Annotated in this window: 14 protein-coding genes and 2 pseudogenes; 6 read left to right on the top strand and 10 right to left on the bottom strand. The window is 44.4% G+C overall.

The genetic code is table 11. The features are described from left to right. Positions 1 to 57 precede the first annotated feature (57 nt). The gene (locus Q365_RS0113115) at positions 58 to 1,851 is read left to right on the top strand and encodes a helix-turn-helix domain-containing protein (protein WP_028023765.1); all 1,794 of its coding nucleotides are present in this window, start codon (positions 58 to 60) and stop codon (positions 1,849 to 1,851) included. Between the two features lie 14 nt (positions 1,852 to 1,865). Then, positions 1,866 to 3,557, top strand: a complete 1,692-nt coding sequence (locus Q365_RS0113110) for a sigma 54-interacting transcriptional regulator (protein WP_028023764.1) — start codon at positions 1,866 to 1,868, stop codon at positions 3,555 to 3,557. A 347-nt stretch (positions 3,558 to 3,904) separates the two neighbouring features. Here the strand turns inward: Q365_RS0113110 and Q365_RS0113105 are convergent, their stop codons facing one another. The 9 genes and pseudogenes from Q365_RS0113105 to Q365_RS0113070 form a co-directional block, all read right to left on the bottom strand. After that, positions 3,905 to 4,516: a hypothetical protein gene (locus Q365_RS0113105; RefSeq protein WP_028023763.1), complete on the bottom strand. Its 612-nt coding sequence runs from the start codon at positions 4,514 to 4,516 to the stop codon at positions 3,905 to 3,907. 116 nt (positions 4,517 to 4,632) lie between these two features. Further along, complete coding sequence (locus Q365_RS0113100) at positions 4,633 to 5,394, bottom strand: DUF2927 domain-containing protein (protein WP_028023762.1); 762 nt, start codon at positions 5,392 to 5,394, stop codon at positions 4,633 to 4,635. A gap of 121 nt (positions 5,395 to 5,515) precedes the next feature. After that, a complete protein-coding gene (locus Q365_RS0113095; RefSeq protein ID WP_028023761.1) occupies positions 5,516 to 7,234 on the bottom strand; it encodes a hypothetical protein in 1,719 nt (572 codons plus the stop codon). Positions 7,235 to 7,302: 68 nt separating this feature from the next. After that, on the bottom strand, positions 7,303 to 7,857 hold the full coding sequence (locus Q365_RS0113090) for a DUF3592 domain-containing protein (RefSeq protein ID WP_028023760.1): 555 nt from the start codon (positions 7,855 to 7,857) through the stop codon (positions 7,303 to 7,305). Positions 7,858 to 7,864: 7 nt separating this feature from the next. Further along, a complete protein-coding gene (locus tag Q365_RS25725) occupies positions 7,865 to 8,239 on the bottom strand; it encodes a hypothetical protein (RefSeq protein ID WP_051563794.1) in 375 nt (124 codons plus the stop codon). A 214-nt stretch (positions 8,240 to 8,453) separates the two neighbouring features. Next, positions 8,454 to 9,170 (bottom strand): DUF7738 domain-containing protein, encoded by a 717-nt coding sequence (locus tag Q365_RS0113080; protein ID WP_028023759.1) that lies wholly within the window; start codon positions 9,168 to 9,170, stop codon positions 8,454 to 8,456. Positions 9,171 to 9,184: 14 nt separating this feature from the next. Continuing rightward, positions 9,185 to 11,464: an HET-C-related protein gene (locus tag Q365_RS27450; RefSeq protein ID WP_245621550.1), complete on the bottom strand. Its 2,280-nt coding sequence runs from the start codon at positions 11,462 to 11,464 to the stop codon at positions 9,185 to 9,187. A gap of 480 nt (positions 11,465 to 11,944) precedes the next feature. Further along, a pseudogene (gene tssI / locus Q365_RS27445) lies at positions 11,945 to 13,852 on the bottom strand (type VI secretion system tip protein TssI/VgrG); the annotation flags it as partial. 152 nt (positions 13,853 to 14,004) lie between these two features. Continuing rightward, positions 14,005 to 14,523 carry an Hcp family type VI secretion system effector gene (locus Q365_RS0113070; protein WP_028021530.1) on the bottom strand — a complete coding sequence of 173 codons (519 nt, stop codon included), beginning with the start codon at positions 14,521 to 14,523 and terminating at the stop codon, positions 14,005 to 14,007. 273 nt (positions 14,524 to 14,796) lie between these two features. Here Q365_RS0113070 and Q365_RS27180 point away from each other — a divergent pair, with 273 nt between their 5' ends. From Q365_RS27180 to dcm, 4 genes and pseudogenes are all read left to right on the top strand, one after another. Next, positions 14,797 to 15,171, top strand: coding sequence for a hypothetical protein (locus Q365_RS27180; RefSeq protein ID WP_245621547.1), 375 nt, complete (start codon positions 14,797 to 14,799; stop codon positions 15,169 to 15,171). Positions 15,172 to 15,412: 241 nt separating this feature from the next. After that, positions 15,413 to 16,207, top strand: a pseudogene (locus Q365_RS25715) (class I SAM-dependent methyltransferase); the annotation flags it as partial. 187 nt (positions 16,208 to 16,394) lie between these two features. Further along, on the top strand, positions 16,395 to 16,877 hold the full coding sequence (locus Q365_RS0113050; RefSeq protein ID WP_028023755.1) for a DNA N-6-adenine-methyltransferase: 483 nt from the start codon (positions 16,395 to 16,397) through the stop codon (positions 16,875 to 16,877). 60 nt (positions 16,878 to 16,937) lie between these two features. Next, entirely contained in the window at positions 16,938 to 18,212 is a 1,275-nt protein-coding gene (gene dcm / locus Q365_RS0113045) for a DNA (cytosine-5-)-methyltransferase (protein WP_035024975.1), read from the top strand. Positions 18,213 to 18,251: 39 nt separating this feature from the next. Here the strand turns inward: dcm and Q365_RS25710 are convergent, their stop codons facing one another. Beyond that, positions 18,252 to 18,902 carry an NgoBV family restriction endonuclease gene (locus Q365_RS25710; RefSeq protein ID WP_035024972.1) on the bottom strand — a complete coding sequence of 217 codons (651 nt, stop codon included), beginning with the start codon at positions 18,900 to 18,902 and terminating at the stop codon, positions 18,252 to 18,254. Positions 18,903 to 19,009: the final 107 nt, after the last annotated feature.

Raw genomic sequence — 19,009 nt, 5'->3', positions numbered from 1 at the left:
TATCCAAGAAAACTGACAAAAATGACAATGATTTGTCATATTTTTTGAGTTGTATTTATGCGTCGTACCAGTGAAAAGCACAAAAAGTGGATGCTTCACATACAGAATAAGTGGCCTAACCAAAAAGAGTTCAACGACCCCTTAGTATCCTCTTGGTTTGAAGACCGTGCGCTTTGTGCTTTTGATTGGCAGATGCAGTCTGCCTTGCCCAGCAGTAACCTTCCTCGTCAGAGACTTGCTGAGCCTTATATTGACTACCTTCGTGGCTGCCAGCTAAACATGCTTTTGGGAGAAGGGGCTGTATGGTGCTTGCTTGATGCTGACGGCTATTTACTGGCGTTAGATGGGGCAATTGAGGTCAAAGAACCTCTTCGAGAGCTTGGCGTTGAATTGGGCTTCAGCTTCAGTAAAAGCTTGGTGGGAACTACAGCGTTTTCTATGGCGGCTCGCACGCAAGAGACCGCGCTAATGTATTGTCATGAGTCATATAAAAAAGCGCTTCATGACTATGCCGCCGTGTGCGTGCCTGTGCGGAACCATACAGGTAACTATTTCCTGATGGTACTAATGGATAAACATCATGAAGCTGGTCTTCAATCTATAAAACCGTGGCTTGAAAGGCTCGTTCAACACACATCGAAAAACCTGAGTAATGTGATCTTGTTTGAAAGCGTATTGGACGCGCTGTCCGAAATGGTGTGCGTGTTTAATCTGAGTGGTGGCATTCGATATCTCAACCGTGCGGCAAGAGAATGTGCCAAACACGGCATGATGCTCATTAACGGTATGGAGACGTTTCCCATTGCTTCGTTCTTTGGTACCTCAGAAAAAGAGACGTTCTCAGTGACCACCTCTGAGAACGTTATCACTGCAGACATAACCCGACAGATTATAGGAGAGCACTGTATCTGCTTTGTCGATATCGAGCAGACGCACTTGCGCGATGATGATTGGCGACGCCATGTAATGAGTCAATTGTTAGTCAAGGATGGCTATATAAATAGAGTGCTTGCACAGCGCGGAAAATCAGGGCTTCGTTTGTTTATCACGACTGAAGTTGGCTCAGGTGAGAGATATCTGGTGGACTATATATCTCGTCAGATATGTAATAAAACGTTGAATATGCTGGATTGCCTGGCAGGTTTTACCCAGCGAACGATGAATGAAGCAACCAAGGCGCGTTTTGTTCGTTATCTTCTCAATGCTAATGGCAATATGCTTTGTCTTGAAAACCTCGAACTGCTTGCTCCTGATCTTCAAAGTGTTCTGCTCAAGATCTTATCCTCAGGTGTTATCACCGATGAACACGGCCAGCATAAGGCTTTCAGTGTTGAACTCATTGCTTGTTCATCTCCACAATACGATTGGGATGCGTCGCGATTAAGCCACTTGTTGTATTTGAAGTTGTCTTTGGCGCAGCTTGATTTAAAACCACTATGCATTGATAAGTTGCGTCTGCAAAAAACACTGTCACTCATTTTGGAGCAACTCAGTGCTCGAGAATTAGTGCCGTTAAGTCTAGATAGTGACGCCCAAGAATTATTGATGGAATATCACTGGCCTGGCAATTTTCTCGAAGCTTTTCAGGTATTAGAAAATGCAGCCTTGATGAGCAACCAAGGTTTGATCAATGCCAGAGATCTCCCTGAAAGAATCCAAAATAAAAGGACTAAGGAATATGGCATCACCGATCTTGTCGAAGCTGAGCGCAATGTTATTGCGAATGCATGGAAAGAACACGGTGGGCAAGTGACAAATGTTGCGAGAGCGCTGGGACTGAGCCGTACAACCCTTTGGCGCAAAATGAAAAAGCTCAATTTAGAACGTCAAGATTTGGCTGAAAGCGCCTGAATAAGGATATAACAATGGTCGCATTACATTACGGGATAACCGACGCTAGATTGGAGGGGCTCAAATCCCCTGGCCTCATCAAAGATTTCAGCAAGGTGATGACTAAAGTCAGTCAATGGCCCATGAGTACTGAGGGTACGCTTCTTCTGTTTAGTCATGAATTTGTTTGTTTGTCTGTGCGCGGCAATAAAGCGATAAAGCAGTCATTAGAAGTAGATGATTATGTGGTCGGCAGCTATTGGACCCCCGAAGTACTGGGGCTTCAGGGGATTCACAAACTTCGCTTAAGCAATAAACTACAGCTTTCGGTGACGAGTGTACCTATCGCCGATTCAGAAAGTGGTGTGCTGGGTTACATCAGTTATATTGATGACAGTAAAAATGCTTTAGATAGCGTCCAATTTATCCTGATGATGATAGCGGAATGTCTGGTTGAGATGAGCGCGAATCGCCGTCAGTTGAAGGGGATTAATTTCAATCAGCAATATATCGATGCCAGCAAAGCCTGCTTTTTAGTGTTAGATGACGATGGTTTCGTGTTGCATTGTAGTCAAGCATTTCTGGAGCGGTTTACTGTCTCTGAGGGCGACATTATCAATACCAGCGTGTTCGAAACGTTTCTGTTTCCGCCAAAGGTAAAATCCCTTATAGCGGAAGGTGGAGAAATTAACGGCGACAACGTGGATTTCGACTTTGCCGGACAGTTGCAGCAATACCGTGTCACCATGCTACCTATTGCGGGTGGTTGTCGTGTTCTGCGTTTTTCTGACGCTTCAGAAGCCACAACACGAGCGGACAAAAAACACCGATTGGCCTCTACGCTGGAAAGGTACCACACTGAATCGCCAGCGATGCAGCGTGTCATTTCTGCTGCGAAAGCTTGCATGAAAAACACGTCTCCAATTTACATTCTTGGCGAGGAGGGCACGGGGAAAAGAAGCTTAGCTCATACCATGCATAACTCTTGTTCACGCTTTAGCGAAGGTCCGTTTGTGGCTGTGAATCTCCATTCAGCTAAAAGAGAGGATCTTTCTGAGCTATTGCTTGGCAGCGACGAGGAGGGGAACAAGTCTAAATTTGAGCTCGCAAATGGCGGTACTCTGTATATCGAGCGTATTGATTTGCTTCCTGGCGTATTGCAAGCAGCCTTAACGCACATCATCTTGACTAAAACACTGTTCGACTTTAATACCAATAAATCGACCAGCCTCGATTTCAGATTGATCACTAGCTCAATCAATCCATTGGAAGATCTAGTGCATGAGCGTCGCTTCTGTCCATCTCTCTATTATTACCTTACAGGTGCATCGCTATCTTTGCCTAACTTGCAAAATCGAACAGAGGATATATCGCTGATCATCGACAGGAAACTAAGCGAACTTTACGGCGATAACAGCGCTGTGGATGACAGCCTACGCCATCTGTTGTTGGAACATGCCAAGCGCAGAGTTTGGGCGGGGAACATCTCCGAGTTAGCGAAATGGATAGAGCATGCATTTTTACATCGCGATAACGTGCTGCTTGACGCGGAATCTGTTGATGCGATGTCTGTTGTGGCAACACCCATTCAACTGCTGGATGACATTGAGAAGCGAGAAATTGCGAATGCTCTGGCTCTACTCAACCGAAAATATGTAGATGTCGCAGAGCAATTAGGGATTAGCCTTTCGACGTTACGGCGGAAAATTGCCAAGTACGACCTTTGAAATCATGCGATCCAATGAAGCTAGCTAACCGAAATGAATGCTAGCTTCGCTGGTTCTGAGCTCAAACCAAACTCAGCAATGCATTTGCTTTGAAGATAGAGATCAGTTGATCGTTGCGGCCAATTAATTCCTCTTGAACCAGCTATCGATTAAGGGCATCACCAGCTTTTCTGTCATACCAGCACCAATATCTGAATAATAGAGTAACGGAGTAATGTGAGGTCTAATTGCGCTATCAGGTTGTTCTTAGATTAGAAGCATCATCAAAATAGAAGAGAAGACTTTGTCAGAACCATTCGGTTACCCCATCACTTGAGTGATTTATTCGACCACTGAATAGCCTTTGGTTAATGTGGCACCTTTTGCCCCTTCCCATTAAACAATATCAAAGCATGACGCCCAAGTTCATCAAAGTAACGCCAGCGGTTTTCGGGGTCTTTAGCCACCTCACAGCGCTCTCCTGCTATGTCTGTTAAGCACGCAGCGCTGTATGTGATGAACAGCGATTCGCCTTCAGCGAAAACATCAAATGTGCTGGTTTTTAAATACCCATTGGTAGCGGCGCGATAGGCTTGAATGGCTTTTTCTATCCAATCTAAACTGCCAAGGTCTCCAGTCAGTTGGTAGCTTTCAAATTGCCATTGTGAATAGTCTGCTTCCGGGTTAAGTTTTTTTCGCCACGATACAGAGAAGTTTCTTGGGAGAGCGATTCTGTCTCCAACGGTGTGTTTGGCCGCATTTATATCCCCAAATTTGGCTTCACTGATGACCGTTTCTCCGACATTTGATGCTCTTATTCTCCGGTTGTCATAAGGAGATGTAGGGAATGGCTTAGCAGATGCTTCTCCTTCACCTGAAAACAGCACTACAACGTCGGTAGAGCCATTTGGACTTTTAACGATCCATCCGTTTGGGTTTCGAGCATCAACTTTCGCATCGCGCCAACCAGAATTAATCAAAGGGTCGAGTGGCCAAAGACCACATCGGCAGGGGCAATATCCTGCTCGAAATTATCAAGATATCGTTTTGATTCTGCGTTGTACTTCTAGCTTTCGATATCGGTAAAAACACATACTTAAAACAACCCCAACTCAGTGACAAACTCCGATTGGCGAGCGAGAGCTTTGGATTCTTCTGCCCAGTTTGGACGGGCTTTCAACCACTGTGATACTAAAGGAAGCGCCTTATTCCCTGACATGCCAGCACGAATGTCAGGCGCATAAAGCAACCTAAGTAAGGTCACGTCTAACGGCGTCAGAACACTGTTCTTGGTGTTGTCATTGAAAATGGAAGGGAAAACCTCGTTGGAGTCATTCGGCAACCCCATGGCTTGCGTTAACTCTTCCACCACACAAGCAAACAACTTTCCACGTTCACGCGCAAAATCGACAGGGATGACAATCAGGCCGCGTTTAATCTCATTGCTTCGAGTCACTGAAAAATGCGCCATGCAGATAGCGCCGCGAAACGGGTAATCCTCATCCGCTCCCCATATCTCTCGGGTTTCGTCCTGCCAGCGACTTTGGCGAGTAAACACCATCCTCAGATTGGATTGCTCCAAAGTATCGACCAGTTGGACTGTGTGACCCGTTACCTTTGAGAGATGCTTAAGATGCATGCGAACCAGCATGGTATGAAGCTCTTGGTCTCCCACGCGATGGTCAATCCAAACATTAATGGGCTGATGCCACTTGCGTATGGGGTGCGTGTTATCGTCATACTCGTTATTGAGGGCAATCAGCTCGAAGGCTTTTTCCACATAGGCTTCATCATCCCAAGCCGCCTGCACTGGCGAGATGAGTAACGAAAAAAGCAGCCCTAAAACAAGATGTCGCATTTCACACTCCATTGTTAATCATCGCTCGAATCCCAAAGCGACTGTTGTTACAAGGTAGCGCAGATTGGAGTGGGAAGGGAAATGGGCTTGGCGTATCAAGCCAAGCACTTTGTATGCCGATCTACTTCGCGGGGTACTGATACCAAAGCTCATCTTTACGCAAGTTGATGATAGTTTCTTGTTCATTGAGAACATGATCATAATGTACGGGAACCAATTGCTCCCCTTTCAAATTGAATATACCGTAGCGATAAGTTGAGCGGGAACCTAATTGCATCTTTTGCTGGGCTACAATGACATTCAATTGAGCGTTGAACCAAAAGTGGTCATATTCGTTTTCTAGTAACACGACTCCGTCACGATTCATTAAACCGACTTTGCCATATCGAACACGCGTAGGCGTTGATTCACTCACCTCTCGGAAGGTAAACAAACCGCTGTTGTCCAATTGTGATATGGTTTGTTCGGCTAACGGAATAATCCATGCTTTGTTTTTTAGATCAAAAAGGCCTTGTAGGTTGTCATCCTCCCAAACAAAGTAAAGTTCGTCGTCAACGAATCGAAAGTTCTCAGCTATCAGCAACGATTCCCCTGACTTATTAAGTAGCTCTTTGCCAAGTTTAGATTGACCAACAAAAAAGCCGTCAACCCACTCAATTTCTTCGAAGCGGTTTGGGATGATAAGCCTGGCTTCACTATCTAAAACGCCTGCGGCCCCAAAGAAATAATCATCAGGGTTGTCATTGTCATCAAAGACAGTAAACCATCCTTCAGGTTCATCCATAGGCTTAACTCTCTTGTAATAAAACGATTTTGAGAGCCATTGTTGAGTCATCCAAGGCAGGGTTTGAGCTGTAGTCAGGTGATTGCAATGGTGGGCAAATTCTAATTGCTTCGTTACTGAAACTGTTGATGGAATTGAGACAAGTAAGTTCAAACCCGAATCTTGGAAAAGGCAATAAGTGATAAAGCTCATTGGGTCTGTTTGGCTTTGCATCACCATGCTACCCGATTGCTTTCCCGGCAAATAAGCTTGATGAAAACGAATATCCCAATCGTATTGATCTGCCTCGTCAGCGAACTTTTCTAGGGTGTCTGTTTCAAGCTCAGGGTATATGTCTATGATTTCATTGAATGCGTTAAATTTGGCCCAAAAACCATCAAGTGTGCGGGTGCGAAGCACTCGTTCTTTTGTTAAGCCCTCTTGAACATGTTCTCTAAGTTCATTTGCTAGTGGGTTATCTTTGCCTATTTCCTTGGTCTGTAACTCGTTCGCAATGTTGAAGGGGGCTGTGAATTTTCTCTGTTTTGTATTGGGAGTGAAGGAGTTAAGCACTTCAAACATCGCTCGTGCTTGGGCCAAATCTTCAGTATCAAAGAGTGTGGCTTTACCAAGAACATGCTCCTGGCCAGTGTAAAAATACGTGAAAATATGCAGTACATTTGCTGAGGAGTAAAGCATGCCTCCAGGAACTTCATCAATAATTTCAACACCATCTTCGACCATGCTTTTTCGCCAGAAAGCATAATCAAAATCCGATTGTGGCGCTTCGCTGACGACGATATCCAAATTATACGGAGCAATTTGGAAGATTTTGTCTTTTGCGGGTGTTAGTCGTAGCTTCTGAATGTACCAAAAGTAAATACCTGACTCCCTAAGCTTCAACTCAGCATCTATGGGGAGATCGATGGACAGATCTTTATAGAATGGTACAGTTATCACTCTGAGCGCATCTACTTCCATCGATAGTGGGGTGTTGCTGAACAGACTGCTGAAAATGAGGAATGAAACTTTCAGTAGACCTTTTATCTTCCGGTTGCTGTCTTTTCTTGTATTCACTGGTGCTTTCCTTGCGGAGAGTGTCATTTTTGAATTGAAGTACAAGAATAAACGACCAAGAAGCATTCTTATTGTGTCAACAAATGGACAATGCAAAAGGATAGAGCTGACATTCCAACACCGACTAGCAGGTGTAGGTATCTCCCGCGAAAATTGTTTTGCTCTGCTTCTTGTGGATTATTGACGGGAACCCATATGCTGACTTTATCGCCGACCTTGGGGCCGAACAGCTTTTGAAAAAAGCTATCACGAGAAATTAGGGATGCAATTCGATACTCCCGTCCTAAATAGTAAAACTGGAAAACAGGTGAATAATGAGTTTTAGCTTCCCTGCTTAATGAGCCCTCTTTTTCTACAAATTTGGTGCTGCTAGTAAGGCTGACAACCACGCCTTCGACAGTCATTGATTCAACAAACAAACTGACCACGAATTTGCGTAGTGCCCCAAATGCTACCAATGCAAAAATCAAGGCGAAATACCCACCAAGAATATGGCCGCCGTGCTCGTCAAATACCACAGCCGCAATCAAGGTTGCCGGTATCGAAGCCAATAGCAACATGGCTTTTGCGAAATCTGATGATGAGCCTTTTTCCTTGGTGTTTTCTGCTTTCCCTGTTTGCATTTTGACCTTACCTTGAAGTTACGACTCGACCGTCGATGATAGAGAAATAGGGGGTAAAGGAAGTTATTGCATCCAACTCGTCTGAGGAAACTCTGAGGGGTGAATGGCCTCTGGCGTTTTCAAGTCGAACTAAGCGTCTTCCGGCGTAGGTAACAAGCTTAAAATCAGCCCACTCACCAATGGGTTCAAAGATTATGTCTTTGTATCTTTCGTATTTGCTTTCAATACCAATAGCATTAAAAATTTCGTCTGGTGTGGAGCCATAACCATCTGCCATCGTTTTCTCTCTGCTTGATAATGACCACGCTGCTTTCAATCCTTCGGTATCGCGTTTTTTAATCATTTCCTGCAATTCACTGTAAGCTCTGTAGAGCTTTTTCATATTGTCGCCATTCTGGACAAACGGCGTGGCATTCACCCACCTCCACTCTGGAATGGTTTTAATGAATACCTGGCGATCAAAAGTGGTGGTTCATGAGTCGATGGGTGTGGAGTAGCTTCCTACCGCTGTTGTCGCAGCAAATAGAGTGCTAGGTAAGTAAGCCAACTATGACTAAGAGAAGTGCAAATATGGATTTAACAAAGCAGGGCATCATTTAGCGCGTCACCACTTTACCAAAATATCGGCGTTCGTTTTCTAACCTTAGCTCTAAGGTTGGCCAAACTTCCATAGACATAGAAACTTCAGGCTGCTCACCAAAAAAGTGGTTAAAAACGATATTCCCTAGATTCTCGTAACCCGAATAGACACCAACACTGGCGTGAAATTTCCGGTTTCTTTTTACGATATTGCTTTGACTGAGTACTGATTCGATTGACGTGTCACTGTCTACAATGGCGCCATAGAAATCAATGGCATAATCGGCATACATTGTATAGTAAGGGTGCTCGGCCTCTTCTTTATCTAAGTAACGATAATCACTCGGATTAGCTTTTGATTCAGGGTTCATACTGATCCTGACAACACTAACGAAGCGATTATACGGATCTTTTAATGTGCCGACTTCTCCATCTATCCAATCTGACTTAACATCGGAGTAGTTTAATTGAACCTCTAAGTCAATACCTAACTCGGGGTAAATAAAACGATTCATGTAAAATGCGCTAATTGGTCCATTGTTACCTTGCAAATAACCGTCACCTAAAACCTCAATCCACTCTTTGAGCGGTTCTTCAAAACTTAATGCCTTGCCGTCAATGGTAATTTGATCTCCCGATATGACCAATCGAATGGGTTTGTTAGATGCTTCTGTTTCAGAGAAACATCCACTTAGAAGAAATAAGGCGATGGTAATAAGATATCTAATTTTCATAAATGACAATGACCTTACTCTGAAAGTAACTTTTCAAGTCCAATGTAAAAGTCCAGGGCTTGGGTGTTTTGTTCTGCCATTACCTTGAGCTTTTCTAACTCATGTTCCAGATGGCCATCATACTCGGCAGCCATCCTCAGTTTAATAGGGTTATTAAGTGCCCATATGCGTATTTCCTCATACAAATCCCTTATATGAGCCGGGCTGTTATTGCTAACGTGTTCCGGATGAATGAAGAAATCATCTACAAAATTCTCTAGGCTCGACTTGTTTCTTCGCCCGAGCCAGACTTCGCTCATCGCTTCCCCCATTGTACCTACCATCCGCTGAGCAGTTTCTGCAGCAATAGTGTGTAATGGATGGTCATCCGGGTCTTTAGCCAACTGGGTATGTGTCGGATTCGTGGGTGATGTATCATCCTGTGCGTATTTTATCGCCTCCATCATTTGGCGGGCAATGAGTGCTTTAAGCTGATTTGAAAACAGGAACAATAAGTTTAGAAGCTCTTTGACCATCCAACGATAGAGGTATGATACCTCGTCGGCTTTTTGGGCAGCCTCCAATGCCTGCTCTGCGGAAAGGCTTTTAGCCTTTGAAGAATATTCTAAGCCCAGTTTGTCAAAAAGTAGCGCGACAGCGTTTGGCTTATAATCATTGAGTAACACTAACATAATACTGACTTGTGTTTGGTAGTGCTCTTTTTCTGCGGATGTTGAATGATCACTGCCTTTTTCCAAAACCGAAAGTAGGCTCACAACGGTGTCACTGGCGCCAAATATTCCTGTGGTTAAGGGCTCTACCTCTTGGCTATCAGTTTTGCCAACTTGTACTGGTTGAACCCAAGTATTCATAGGCTTGGCCCAAAATAACCTTTTCTCACCACTCTCACGACGATGCCTGTTGATAGCGAGTTCCACGAAGTTAGAGTGGGCATAAATATCTTCCATCACATGTAATGCTTGCCCAAAGTGGATCAACCCTTTGGGATTCCTGCCCGCATCAGCGGCGAGAGAAAGCTGCTCTTTCGCGTAGGTGATGGAGTCTTTGAAGAAATTCTTATACCACTTGTTAGCGTCAATCTCTCCTTCAGAATCTTTATAGTTACCTCTGAATGCGCCTGTGTATTGAGGGTTGGCTGGTGCGGTTATACCTTTGGGATTGTCTAAATGCTCTTCGGGTCGATATACACCGAGCTTCTTAGGGTTGAGCCGGAACGGAGAGTTATCGCTTTCAGCGAAACGTTCAGGAAACTCCTTTCTTGCCAGAATCTCGACAACTTGTGTTAAGGACTCACGAGAAATCGCTTTGCTACCGACACGACGCCCGCCGGAAGTGATCCCTGTATTATCTGTAATTTCTATATCAGCCACTTTTTTGAGCAGAGCAGAGCATTTCTTCAATGCTTCCTGTATTTGGGTGAGATGTTGCTCGATAGCAGGGAGTGACTGATGAACGTGCTTAAAAAAGCGACTGATATCCGCATCTGTAACAATCCGTTGTACAGAAGATAACTGATGTTCTGTGCTTTGGCTTGAAAAGGAAGCAATTTGGCCACCACCAAGAACAAAAGCATCCAGTTCATCGATTAAACTGAGCTGCGCCCGCTTTGCGACAATTGCGGAGTCAATGTTATCTATACTCTGTTTAACTTGATTTGTGTTACTGGGTGGCAACGAACGTTGATTGAGTAGGGTGTTAAGCTCAGCCCGGGACGCTGTTAAAGCATTTATTTGAGCATTCAGGGCGCTTCTATAACTGGATAGCTCAGAAGACATTCTGAACATCTGCTCAGAAGTTGCATCAGTGAAACGGGCAAGATTGAGTTTTGCTTTTTCTAACTGAACGACAGCTTGCGTTCTAATTTGCTCTGTTTCGCTTTGCACTTTATTCAGATAAGAAGGTAATTCTTTCTTAATGGTATCTATGTCATTGATTTGCTCGTCTGCTGCACCAATAAGTAAATCGAGATTGAATTCTAGAAGCTTGATATCGACTACCTGAGAATAATCACGTAGCCAATTGCCGTAGTAGATTGTGTCCCTTTCTTCTTCATCGAAAAAGCCTTCGAGTGCTGCTTCTATCGACCTATGCCCGTATTTTCCATATTTGGCTTGTTCCGCTGTTCCTCCTGCGGAAAAATACTCCCTATCTCCGTCTTGGCTTTTTTTATCGTTTTCTATGAAGCTGCGCTGCTTCTGAAGCTCTTTGTGCACATTGGCATAGGTGATAGAAAGAAGCTCGTCTCCCCATGTTCCTTTGTAGTTTGCAACAACGGTTTCTGTTTTCTTGCGCATATTGATATTGGATAGCAGCACGGCAAAAGCCGCACCTTCGTCCAAACTGGCATCTCCACCAACCGAGCTGTAAACATTGCGCAGCAGGTAATCAACATGGTGACCAAACTCGTGCACTAAGACTGTAAGCAGCTGGGCTTTATGGTCTTTACCTGTTTCACCTTTCGCGTTTCTGATGAAATTTTTGCCAATGATGATTGTCTGGGTTTTGTTGTTGTAATAGGCCACACTGCCAACAACGACTTCAATCGGTGGGTTGGTGATACTTCCCGATTCAATGGCTTTGTAAAAATCTAGATAGGCTTGTGGCGGAATATCATGACCAAACACACCACTCAGCCACATAGAGAATCTGTGTTCATCGAACACTTTAGGCAGCCCATTGAGCTGAGTGAGAGCAAATTTAGATTCTAAGGCATGCTCTTCATTATCGTTGAGCTGAGTTGTCAGTTTTAGTGGGTCAACATCATCAAGCAAAAGAGGCATTATCGGCATAACGCCACCAAACCCACTGCCACTTCCCGCACTGCCCCCAGAGTTCAGGTTCACCACCGCACCAGATAGATGCACGCCCGCAGGGTCGAGTTTTACAAAACCCGCGGCGGTTTTGATGGTTATTTCAGTTCCCGCTTCAATAATGACTTTGTCGCCAGCCTTGTGATGGATTTCCGTACCTGCTTCCAGAAGGTGTTTCTTACCTTGTTTGATGTGCAGTGAAGCGTCCGTGGTTAAACTGATGTCGCCTTTGACATGCGTTTTACTTTGTCCATCGACGGTTAAATGGTCATCCACCTTGATGTGAGAAAAGCGCTCGTTTTCCACATCCAAGTGCAAGTCATGTTTGATGTTGTCTTTGCGGTCGTTCTCCACCAGCAGGTTCATGTCTTTTTGGGCATGAACGTAAATTTCTTCCTGCTCTGCTTGGTCCTCAAAACGCAACTCGTTAAAGCCTTCACCCTGATGGGTTTCGGTTCTCAGCACCGTGCGGGTTTTGTTGGCCGGTAGGGGGTAGGGCGGCACATTGGTCGCGTGATAGGTGCGGCCGGTAATAATCGGTTGGTCGGGGTCGCCTTCAAGGAAGGAGACAATCACTTCATGGCCAATACGCGGTATCGCCATCATGCCGTATTGTGCCCCCGCCCAGCCTTGGGATACACGCACCCAACAGCTAGAGTTTTCGTCGCTGTCGCCGTAACGGTCCCAAGGGAACTGCACTTTTACACGGCCATGTTCATCACAGAAAATTTCTTCGCCTTTTGGGCCAGTGATAATGGCGATTTGAGGGCCATGCACACAGGTTTTTGGTTGTGGCTCGGGGCGCCATGGTCGATGACCGGGGATAACCGCGAAGGTATTGTGAAAGGTGGTCATGCCTTCGCCGCCATGCTCTTCGAGTGCCTGCGGTTGGGTACCTTCACATTGCATGCTGACGACGATCCAGTCACGGTTGTTTGCTGTATCAGGGTGTTCTTCGAGCTCAAAGATCTGACCCGCATCGACCTGCATGATATTACTCGACGCCGTGGCAGTCAGCGCATCACTGCGCAAATGCTCTAGTCGGTATTGGGTAAACGGTTGTCCTGATGCATCACTTTTGAAGCGGCCGGGATAGTCATAGTGTTCATACGTGCCGCGCTGAAAGCCCATCTCTGTGCCGGCCTTGTTTTGCAGAAAACTGTAGGTGGGCTTTTTGAAGCTGTAATCTTTCAGAGTGACGGAAGACGGGCGGGCTTGCGCCGTAAATTGCCAGCCTTTAACGAACGCTTGGTCACTGACGCCACCGACGTTGGCGTTGTAAAGGAAAGCCTGATCCGATGACGGTAACGTCTGGGTGTCATCGGAAAACAACACGGTGTGCTTGTCTTTGGCAGACAAAAAGCAATAAAAAATGCCTTCTTCAGCGGCAAGACGTTGGAGGAACGCTAAATCTGTCTCGAGATACTGGACGCAGTATTCACGCACTTGAGGCGTAGCTGACAGCGAAAAAGCATAGTCATCAATGCCCATTTCTTGCAGCAGAATACTGATGATTTCAGGCGCAGTTTGCTGTTGGAAAATACGGCTGTTTTGACGCAGAGATAACCGAGATAAGGCTGGGACGATTTCCAGCATGTAAAAGGTATGACGAGCACCAGTATCTCCACGGGTGAAGCGACGGACAATACCGTGCACACGCTGCGCAAGTTCACCGTCACGCCAAAGCTTCAGGGTCACATTGCAGTCAACCACCACGTCCTTGGAGACATTATCCTGACGGCTGGCAAGTTTGACCTTATACAAGTAAGGTGCCGAGAGCGTTGATTCGCCCGAGAATTCAAGCACAGCGAAGGTGTCGTCAGGTAAGCCTTCGACGGTGAGTGTAAATTGGAGACCGCTTTCCGTAGCCATACATCATCCCAGCACGACCCTTTTTTGTCAGAGTCGGAACATCAATCATATCGTGCCGTCATGCCTCATTGCTTGACGACAAAACCCGCCAAAAGGGCGGGTGACGTTAGAAAGCTGAGAGAGTGATTCTCTCAGCTTGTTGCCGAGAAGCCTTATGCTTCAATCGGCGCGCGCCAGTCATCCGCACCCGAAGTACCAGCTACAGTGTGCTCCCAATCAATCTTGCGGTAGGCAACAGACACAGTCACCAGTTGGGTGAACTCTTTCTTTTCAGCGTCCTGACAATGCGGCATTTGGCAGTCGATATCGATGATGGTACCGTCCGTCAGAATGGTCGAGAAGAAATGCTCTTGCTTACCTTCTACAGAAGTGCGGTACCACTTGAGCTCAATCTTCGGCAGCATTTCGCCCGATGCCAGTGAGTTGTACATCAACGGAACGGCTTTGTTCAGCGCCACGGTGAACTTAAACGGCTTGTGAACACGTTGACCTGAAGGCTGACCGCTTTGTGGATCAGTTGGAACCGTCACGATGTGGTCAAAGGCTTGTACCAGCATTTGATCTTCATGGCCTTCTACATAGATGTTACCGACAGAATCAGCGGTAAATGCGCCAGCGGTGATGTTGCCCTGAGTTTTGCCTTCGATGGCGATATAACAAGGAGTTGGCATCGTAATGTCCTTTTAGATTGCGATTAAGAAGAATACACAACCAATCACAATTCGTGCCATCACTATTATTTAATAAATACAGTAAGTTATGTTGTTTTGTTTGTTGGTAGGGCGAAATCTTACCCGATATTTAGGCAAGAAATGGCTCAGCGGGCGAAAAGTTGCTTATCAATCCACATGAAAGAATGGGTGAAAAGCATGCTGTTTTTTTAGTGTATCTTTGCTCCAATGTCACTTTGAACATGACTAATCAACAGGTAATAGGCTCGCCCAATGTCCCTAAATAAGACGAAAAAAGTCCTTAAGTGGTGTTTGTTTTTCCTGACCGCTGTCGTCGTGGCGTTGTCTATATTCATGTATGGCCTTCTTACCGTCGTCTCTAAAGGGAAACAGGCCGATGCTCAGGTGGTTGGGGATGTGATTTGGTATGACGCACCTGACGGTGGTGTGGGCTTTAAAATTATCGAATCCGATCATCCAAATTATAGAATCAAGGTAACAATGAACTCACCTGATGAGCTTTATTATGAAGGTCTGTTTATCTATGAAGGCTCTGCCCTAGATGAAGTGGTTCTAACGGATCTTGGCTCCTACTTGGGACTTGAGATTGCTTTAATGAATGGAGAAACAATGACACCAGTTGAGTGATTTATACGCTTATTGATAGGGGGAGTTGGAGCCAAGATTTTTCCTGAAATACGAATCCATCTTCCCTACGGTCTATCAATCAGTCGATGTGTTGGTGCGTAAATGATCCACTGATTTGGAGGGCGTAATGCGTTTATTTTGTAGCGACTGCATTCAACCGTCATCGCGTTTTCATCCAATTAGCCGTGCATAAAAGGCCATACAAAGTAAAATTGACAAACCACTCATAATTACCGCCGCCATGAACCGAACAATTCAGCATTACCATACCCACGCACAAACACTTGATGCCCAATATCAGCAAGTGAGTTTTGAGCAGGTTCACGACAGCTGGCGCGCGTACTGGCCTGAAGGCAATGATCGCACCTGTAAAGTGCTGGATGTGGGCACCGGCAATGGCAGTGATGCCACATGGTTTGCTAAGCGTGGCTGCGACGTTTACGCCGTTGAACCCGCCGATGCGTTTCGGGCGATTGGCGAATCTCGTACCCAATCGCTTTGCGTCACGTGGCTTTCAGACACCTTGCCAGAATTGAAAGTGGTGAATCAGCTTAGCCTGCGTTTTGACTGCATTTTGCTGTCAGCCGTTTGGATGCACATCGCGCCCAGAGACAGACCCCGCGCCTTTCGAAAACTCGCCAACTTGTTAGCGCCAAATGGCTGATTGGTGATCACCCTTCGTCACGGTAGTTTTGACGATGCGAGAACCGCACATTCAGTCTCAGTAGAGGAAATTGAGTAATACGCCAAAGACCATGCCTTGCAAGTGCGGTTTAAAACAGACGTGCGGGCCGACTCCCTTGGGCGTGACAGCGTCAAATGGCAGACTGTCGTGTTAACGCTGCCCGATGATGGATCAGGCGATTTGCTCACCGCTCGCCATGTGATCGTGAATGACAATAAATCATCGACCTACAAGCTGGCATTGTTGAGAACGCTACTGCGTATTGCAGACGCGCATCCCGGTGCCATGAACGATAGAAGTGATGGACGTGTTGCCATTCCACTCGGGCTGGTGGCGCTTTACTGGATTCGACCAAAAAACCCAGCTCCATAATCATGCGGGGTGGTGGGGAGGGGGGAGCTCAAAGACCTCACTGCAGATGATTTAGCGGAAGGCGCATTTCTCTCAGGTGGAAAACCGATGGTTTATCTTTACGTGTTAATCGGTATCATAAATCTTTTGGTTGAATTGAACTGTGATTTTATACAGTATATAATTTATGAAAGCGACACGTCCTAGAACACTTGAAACTTCCGATGTTTGGCTAACGCCAAAGTATATCATCGATGATATTGGCCCGTTTGACTTAGACCCATGTACAGAAAAAGTTCGGCCATGGCCTACCGCCGATTCGCATTTTACACTGATTGATGACGGGTTAGTACAAGACTGGTTTGGTTTTGTTTGGTGTAATCCTCCATACGGTTCACAAACTCAACATTGGTTGAAAAAAATGGCTGAGCATAACAATGGGGTAGCGTTGGTTTTTGCCAGAACAGAAACCAAAATGTTTTTCGAGAGTGTTTGGCCTAAAGCTCAAGCTATATTTTTCATTCAATCAAGAATTAAATTTTGTTTTCCCGATGGCCGCCAAGCTAGAGAAAACTGTGGAGCACCATCAGTGCTAGTTGCATATGGGAAGGAAGCAGTAAGGCGTTTAGAGAATAGTCAACTGCTCGGCAAACTAATTTACATAAAGTAGTGGATCCATAACCCTAAATCAGTTAGCATCTACAGAACACTAACGGAACGACAGAGTATTATGAAATTTATTGACTTATTTGCAGGAATGGGTGGAACAAGGATAGGTTTTGAGCAGGCTTGTGAAGAGAAAGGCATTAAAGCAACTTGTGTTTTTACATCTGAAATTAAAGAATATGCGAAAAGTATCTATGAATATAATTTTAAAGATGAAGTTAGTGGGGATATTACTTCTATAGAATCGACAGATATACCTGATTTTGATTTTCTACTAGGTGGCTTTCCTTGCCAAGCATTTAGTTCTGCCGGAAAAAGACACGGATTCGAGGACTCAAGAGGAACGTTGTTTTTCCATATAGCACGAATTCTTAAAGAAAAAAAACCAAAAGGTTTTTTGCTCGAAAACGTACCAGGTCTTGTAACTCACCCTAAAAGAAGACCAGGAAAAGAAACTGGAGAAACACTTGAAACTATTCTAACTATATTAGAAGGGCTAGGTTATAGAGTGTCTTGGTCTGTTTTGGATTCAAGTAAATTCGGTGTTGCCCAAAAAAGAGAGCGTATTTATATTGCTGGCCATTTGGATTTTAAACCTGATTTAAGTGATTTTAATCTATCAACGGCAAAGTTAGGCGATATCCTAGAGCAACATCAACCGTGCCAAGATACACCGTTTAGACGACGTTTATTGAACTTATACGAACGCCACGACCTATATGGAAAAAGCATTAAGGATAAAAGGGGGGGGGAAACTAACATTCATAGTTGGGATTTAGAGCTAAAGGGCTCAGTAAGTCCAGAGCAAAAAAAACTAATGGGTATGCTTTTAAAGCAACGTAGACAAAAAAAATGGGCTTCCGAGATAGGGATAGCCTGGATGGATGGAATGCCGTTAACTTTAGACCAAATAGCGACATTTTATACTTCAGTATCAAAAGATAACCTTCAATCGATGTTAGATGATCTAGTTCTTAAGGGTTATATAAAGTTTGAACATCCAAAAGAATTGATACACTTAGAAAATGGCACAACTAAAAGAGAGCCAGATTCAACCAAGCCAAAAGGTTACAATATTGTAACTGGAAAACTGAGCTTTGAACTAAATAAGATTTTAGATCCAAACTGTATTTCAAACACAATTGTAGCAACTGAAACTAGTAAGCTTGGTGTTTTAGATGCTGACGGTATTAGAACTTTAACCGACCGTGAATGTCTGAGATTATTTGGTTTTCCTGATGATTATAAAGTAAACATCAAACAAAAAGAGCTATACGACTTAATTGGAAATACTGTGGTTGTGCCAGTAATTAAAGAGGTGGCAAAGAAGGTGATTTGAATAAGTAAAGGATGGGTTATCCCCATCCTTTATTTTTTATTATTTTCTTGTGTTCCTATGAAAACGCTCTTCTTCTTCCGAAATTTCAATATTTAAATAAATTTTCTGTGTTGAGTAGAGAGCATTTACAAAATCATTAGCCGTTCTGAAAACTTGAGTTCTTGCCTTGGAAGAATACCAAGTGGCTGGGCGGATATTATAAATAACATCTCTTTTGGCTTGGACTTTTAATGGGAATCTTTCTGATGAGCATGATATTTCCCAGATTTTTTTAAGCCATACTTTCTCAATGCGTAACTCACTACCGCATAACTGGTAACCAAATATTAAGTAATCAGCATTTAATCGACTAGGGTTATAAGATAAAGATTCACAGTAAGATTCAAAATTTGCAATATCGAAATTGGCAGAAGCATCTAAATCAAATGCTTTAATTTCTAAGTAACTGTTGTCTTTGTTAATGTAAAAGTCGGGAAATGACTGTCCTCCTTGGTTTGGGGAAATATTAATGCCATTTTTAATGGCCCAAGTCCCCAGCCACTCTTCAATTAACTTACCTATTCCATCCTTTGATGCTATTAAAATGGAGCTCTGGCCAAGGGTGAATTGAGTTCCGCCAACAAGTTTACCTCTTTCAGCTTCTAAAGATAGTTTGTTATATATTTCTTCACTAACTAGGTGATAATCCAATGTTCAGTACCTTTTCTTTTGTAATGTTTTGTACTCTTTTCAATGCTGCAGTAGAAAGCCTTTCTAGGTGCTCTATAACTATTGGCTCTGATCGATAAATTTTGTGT

This window comes from Enterovibrio calviensis DSM 14347, assembly GCF_000621165.1.
Classification (GTDB): Bacteria; Pseudomonadota; Gammaproteobacteria; order Enterobacterales; family Vibrionaceae; genus Enterovibrio; species Enterovibrio calviensis.
Note: the sequence above shows the minus strand (reverse complement) of the source record. Positions and strands in the feature narration are given on the sequence as shown.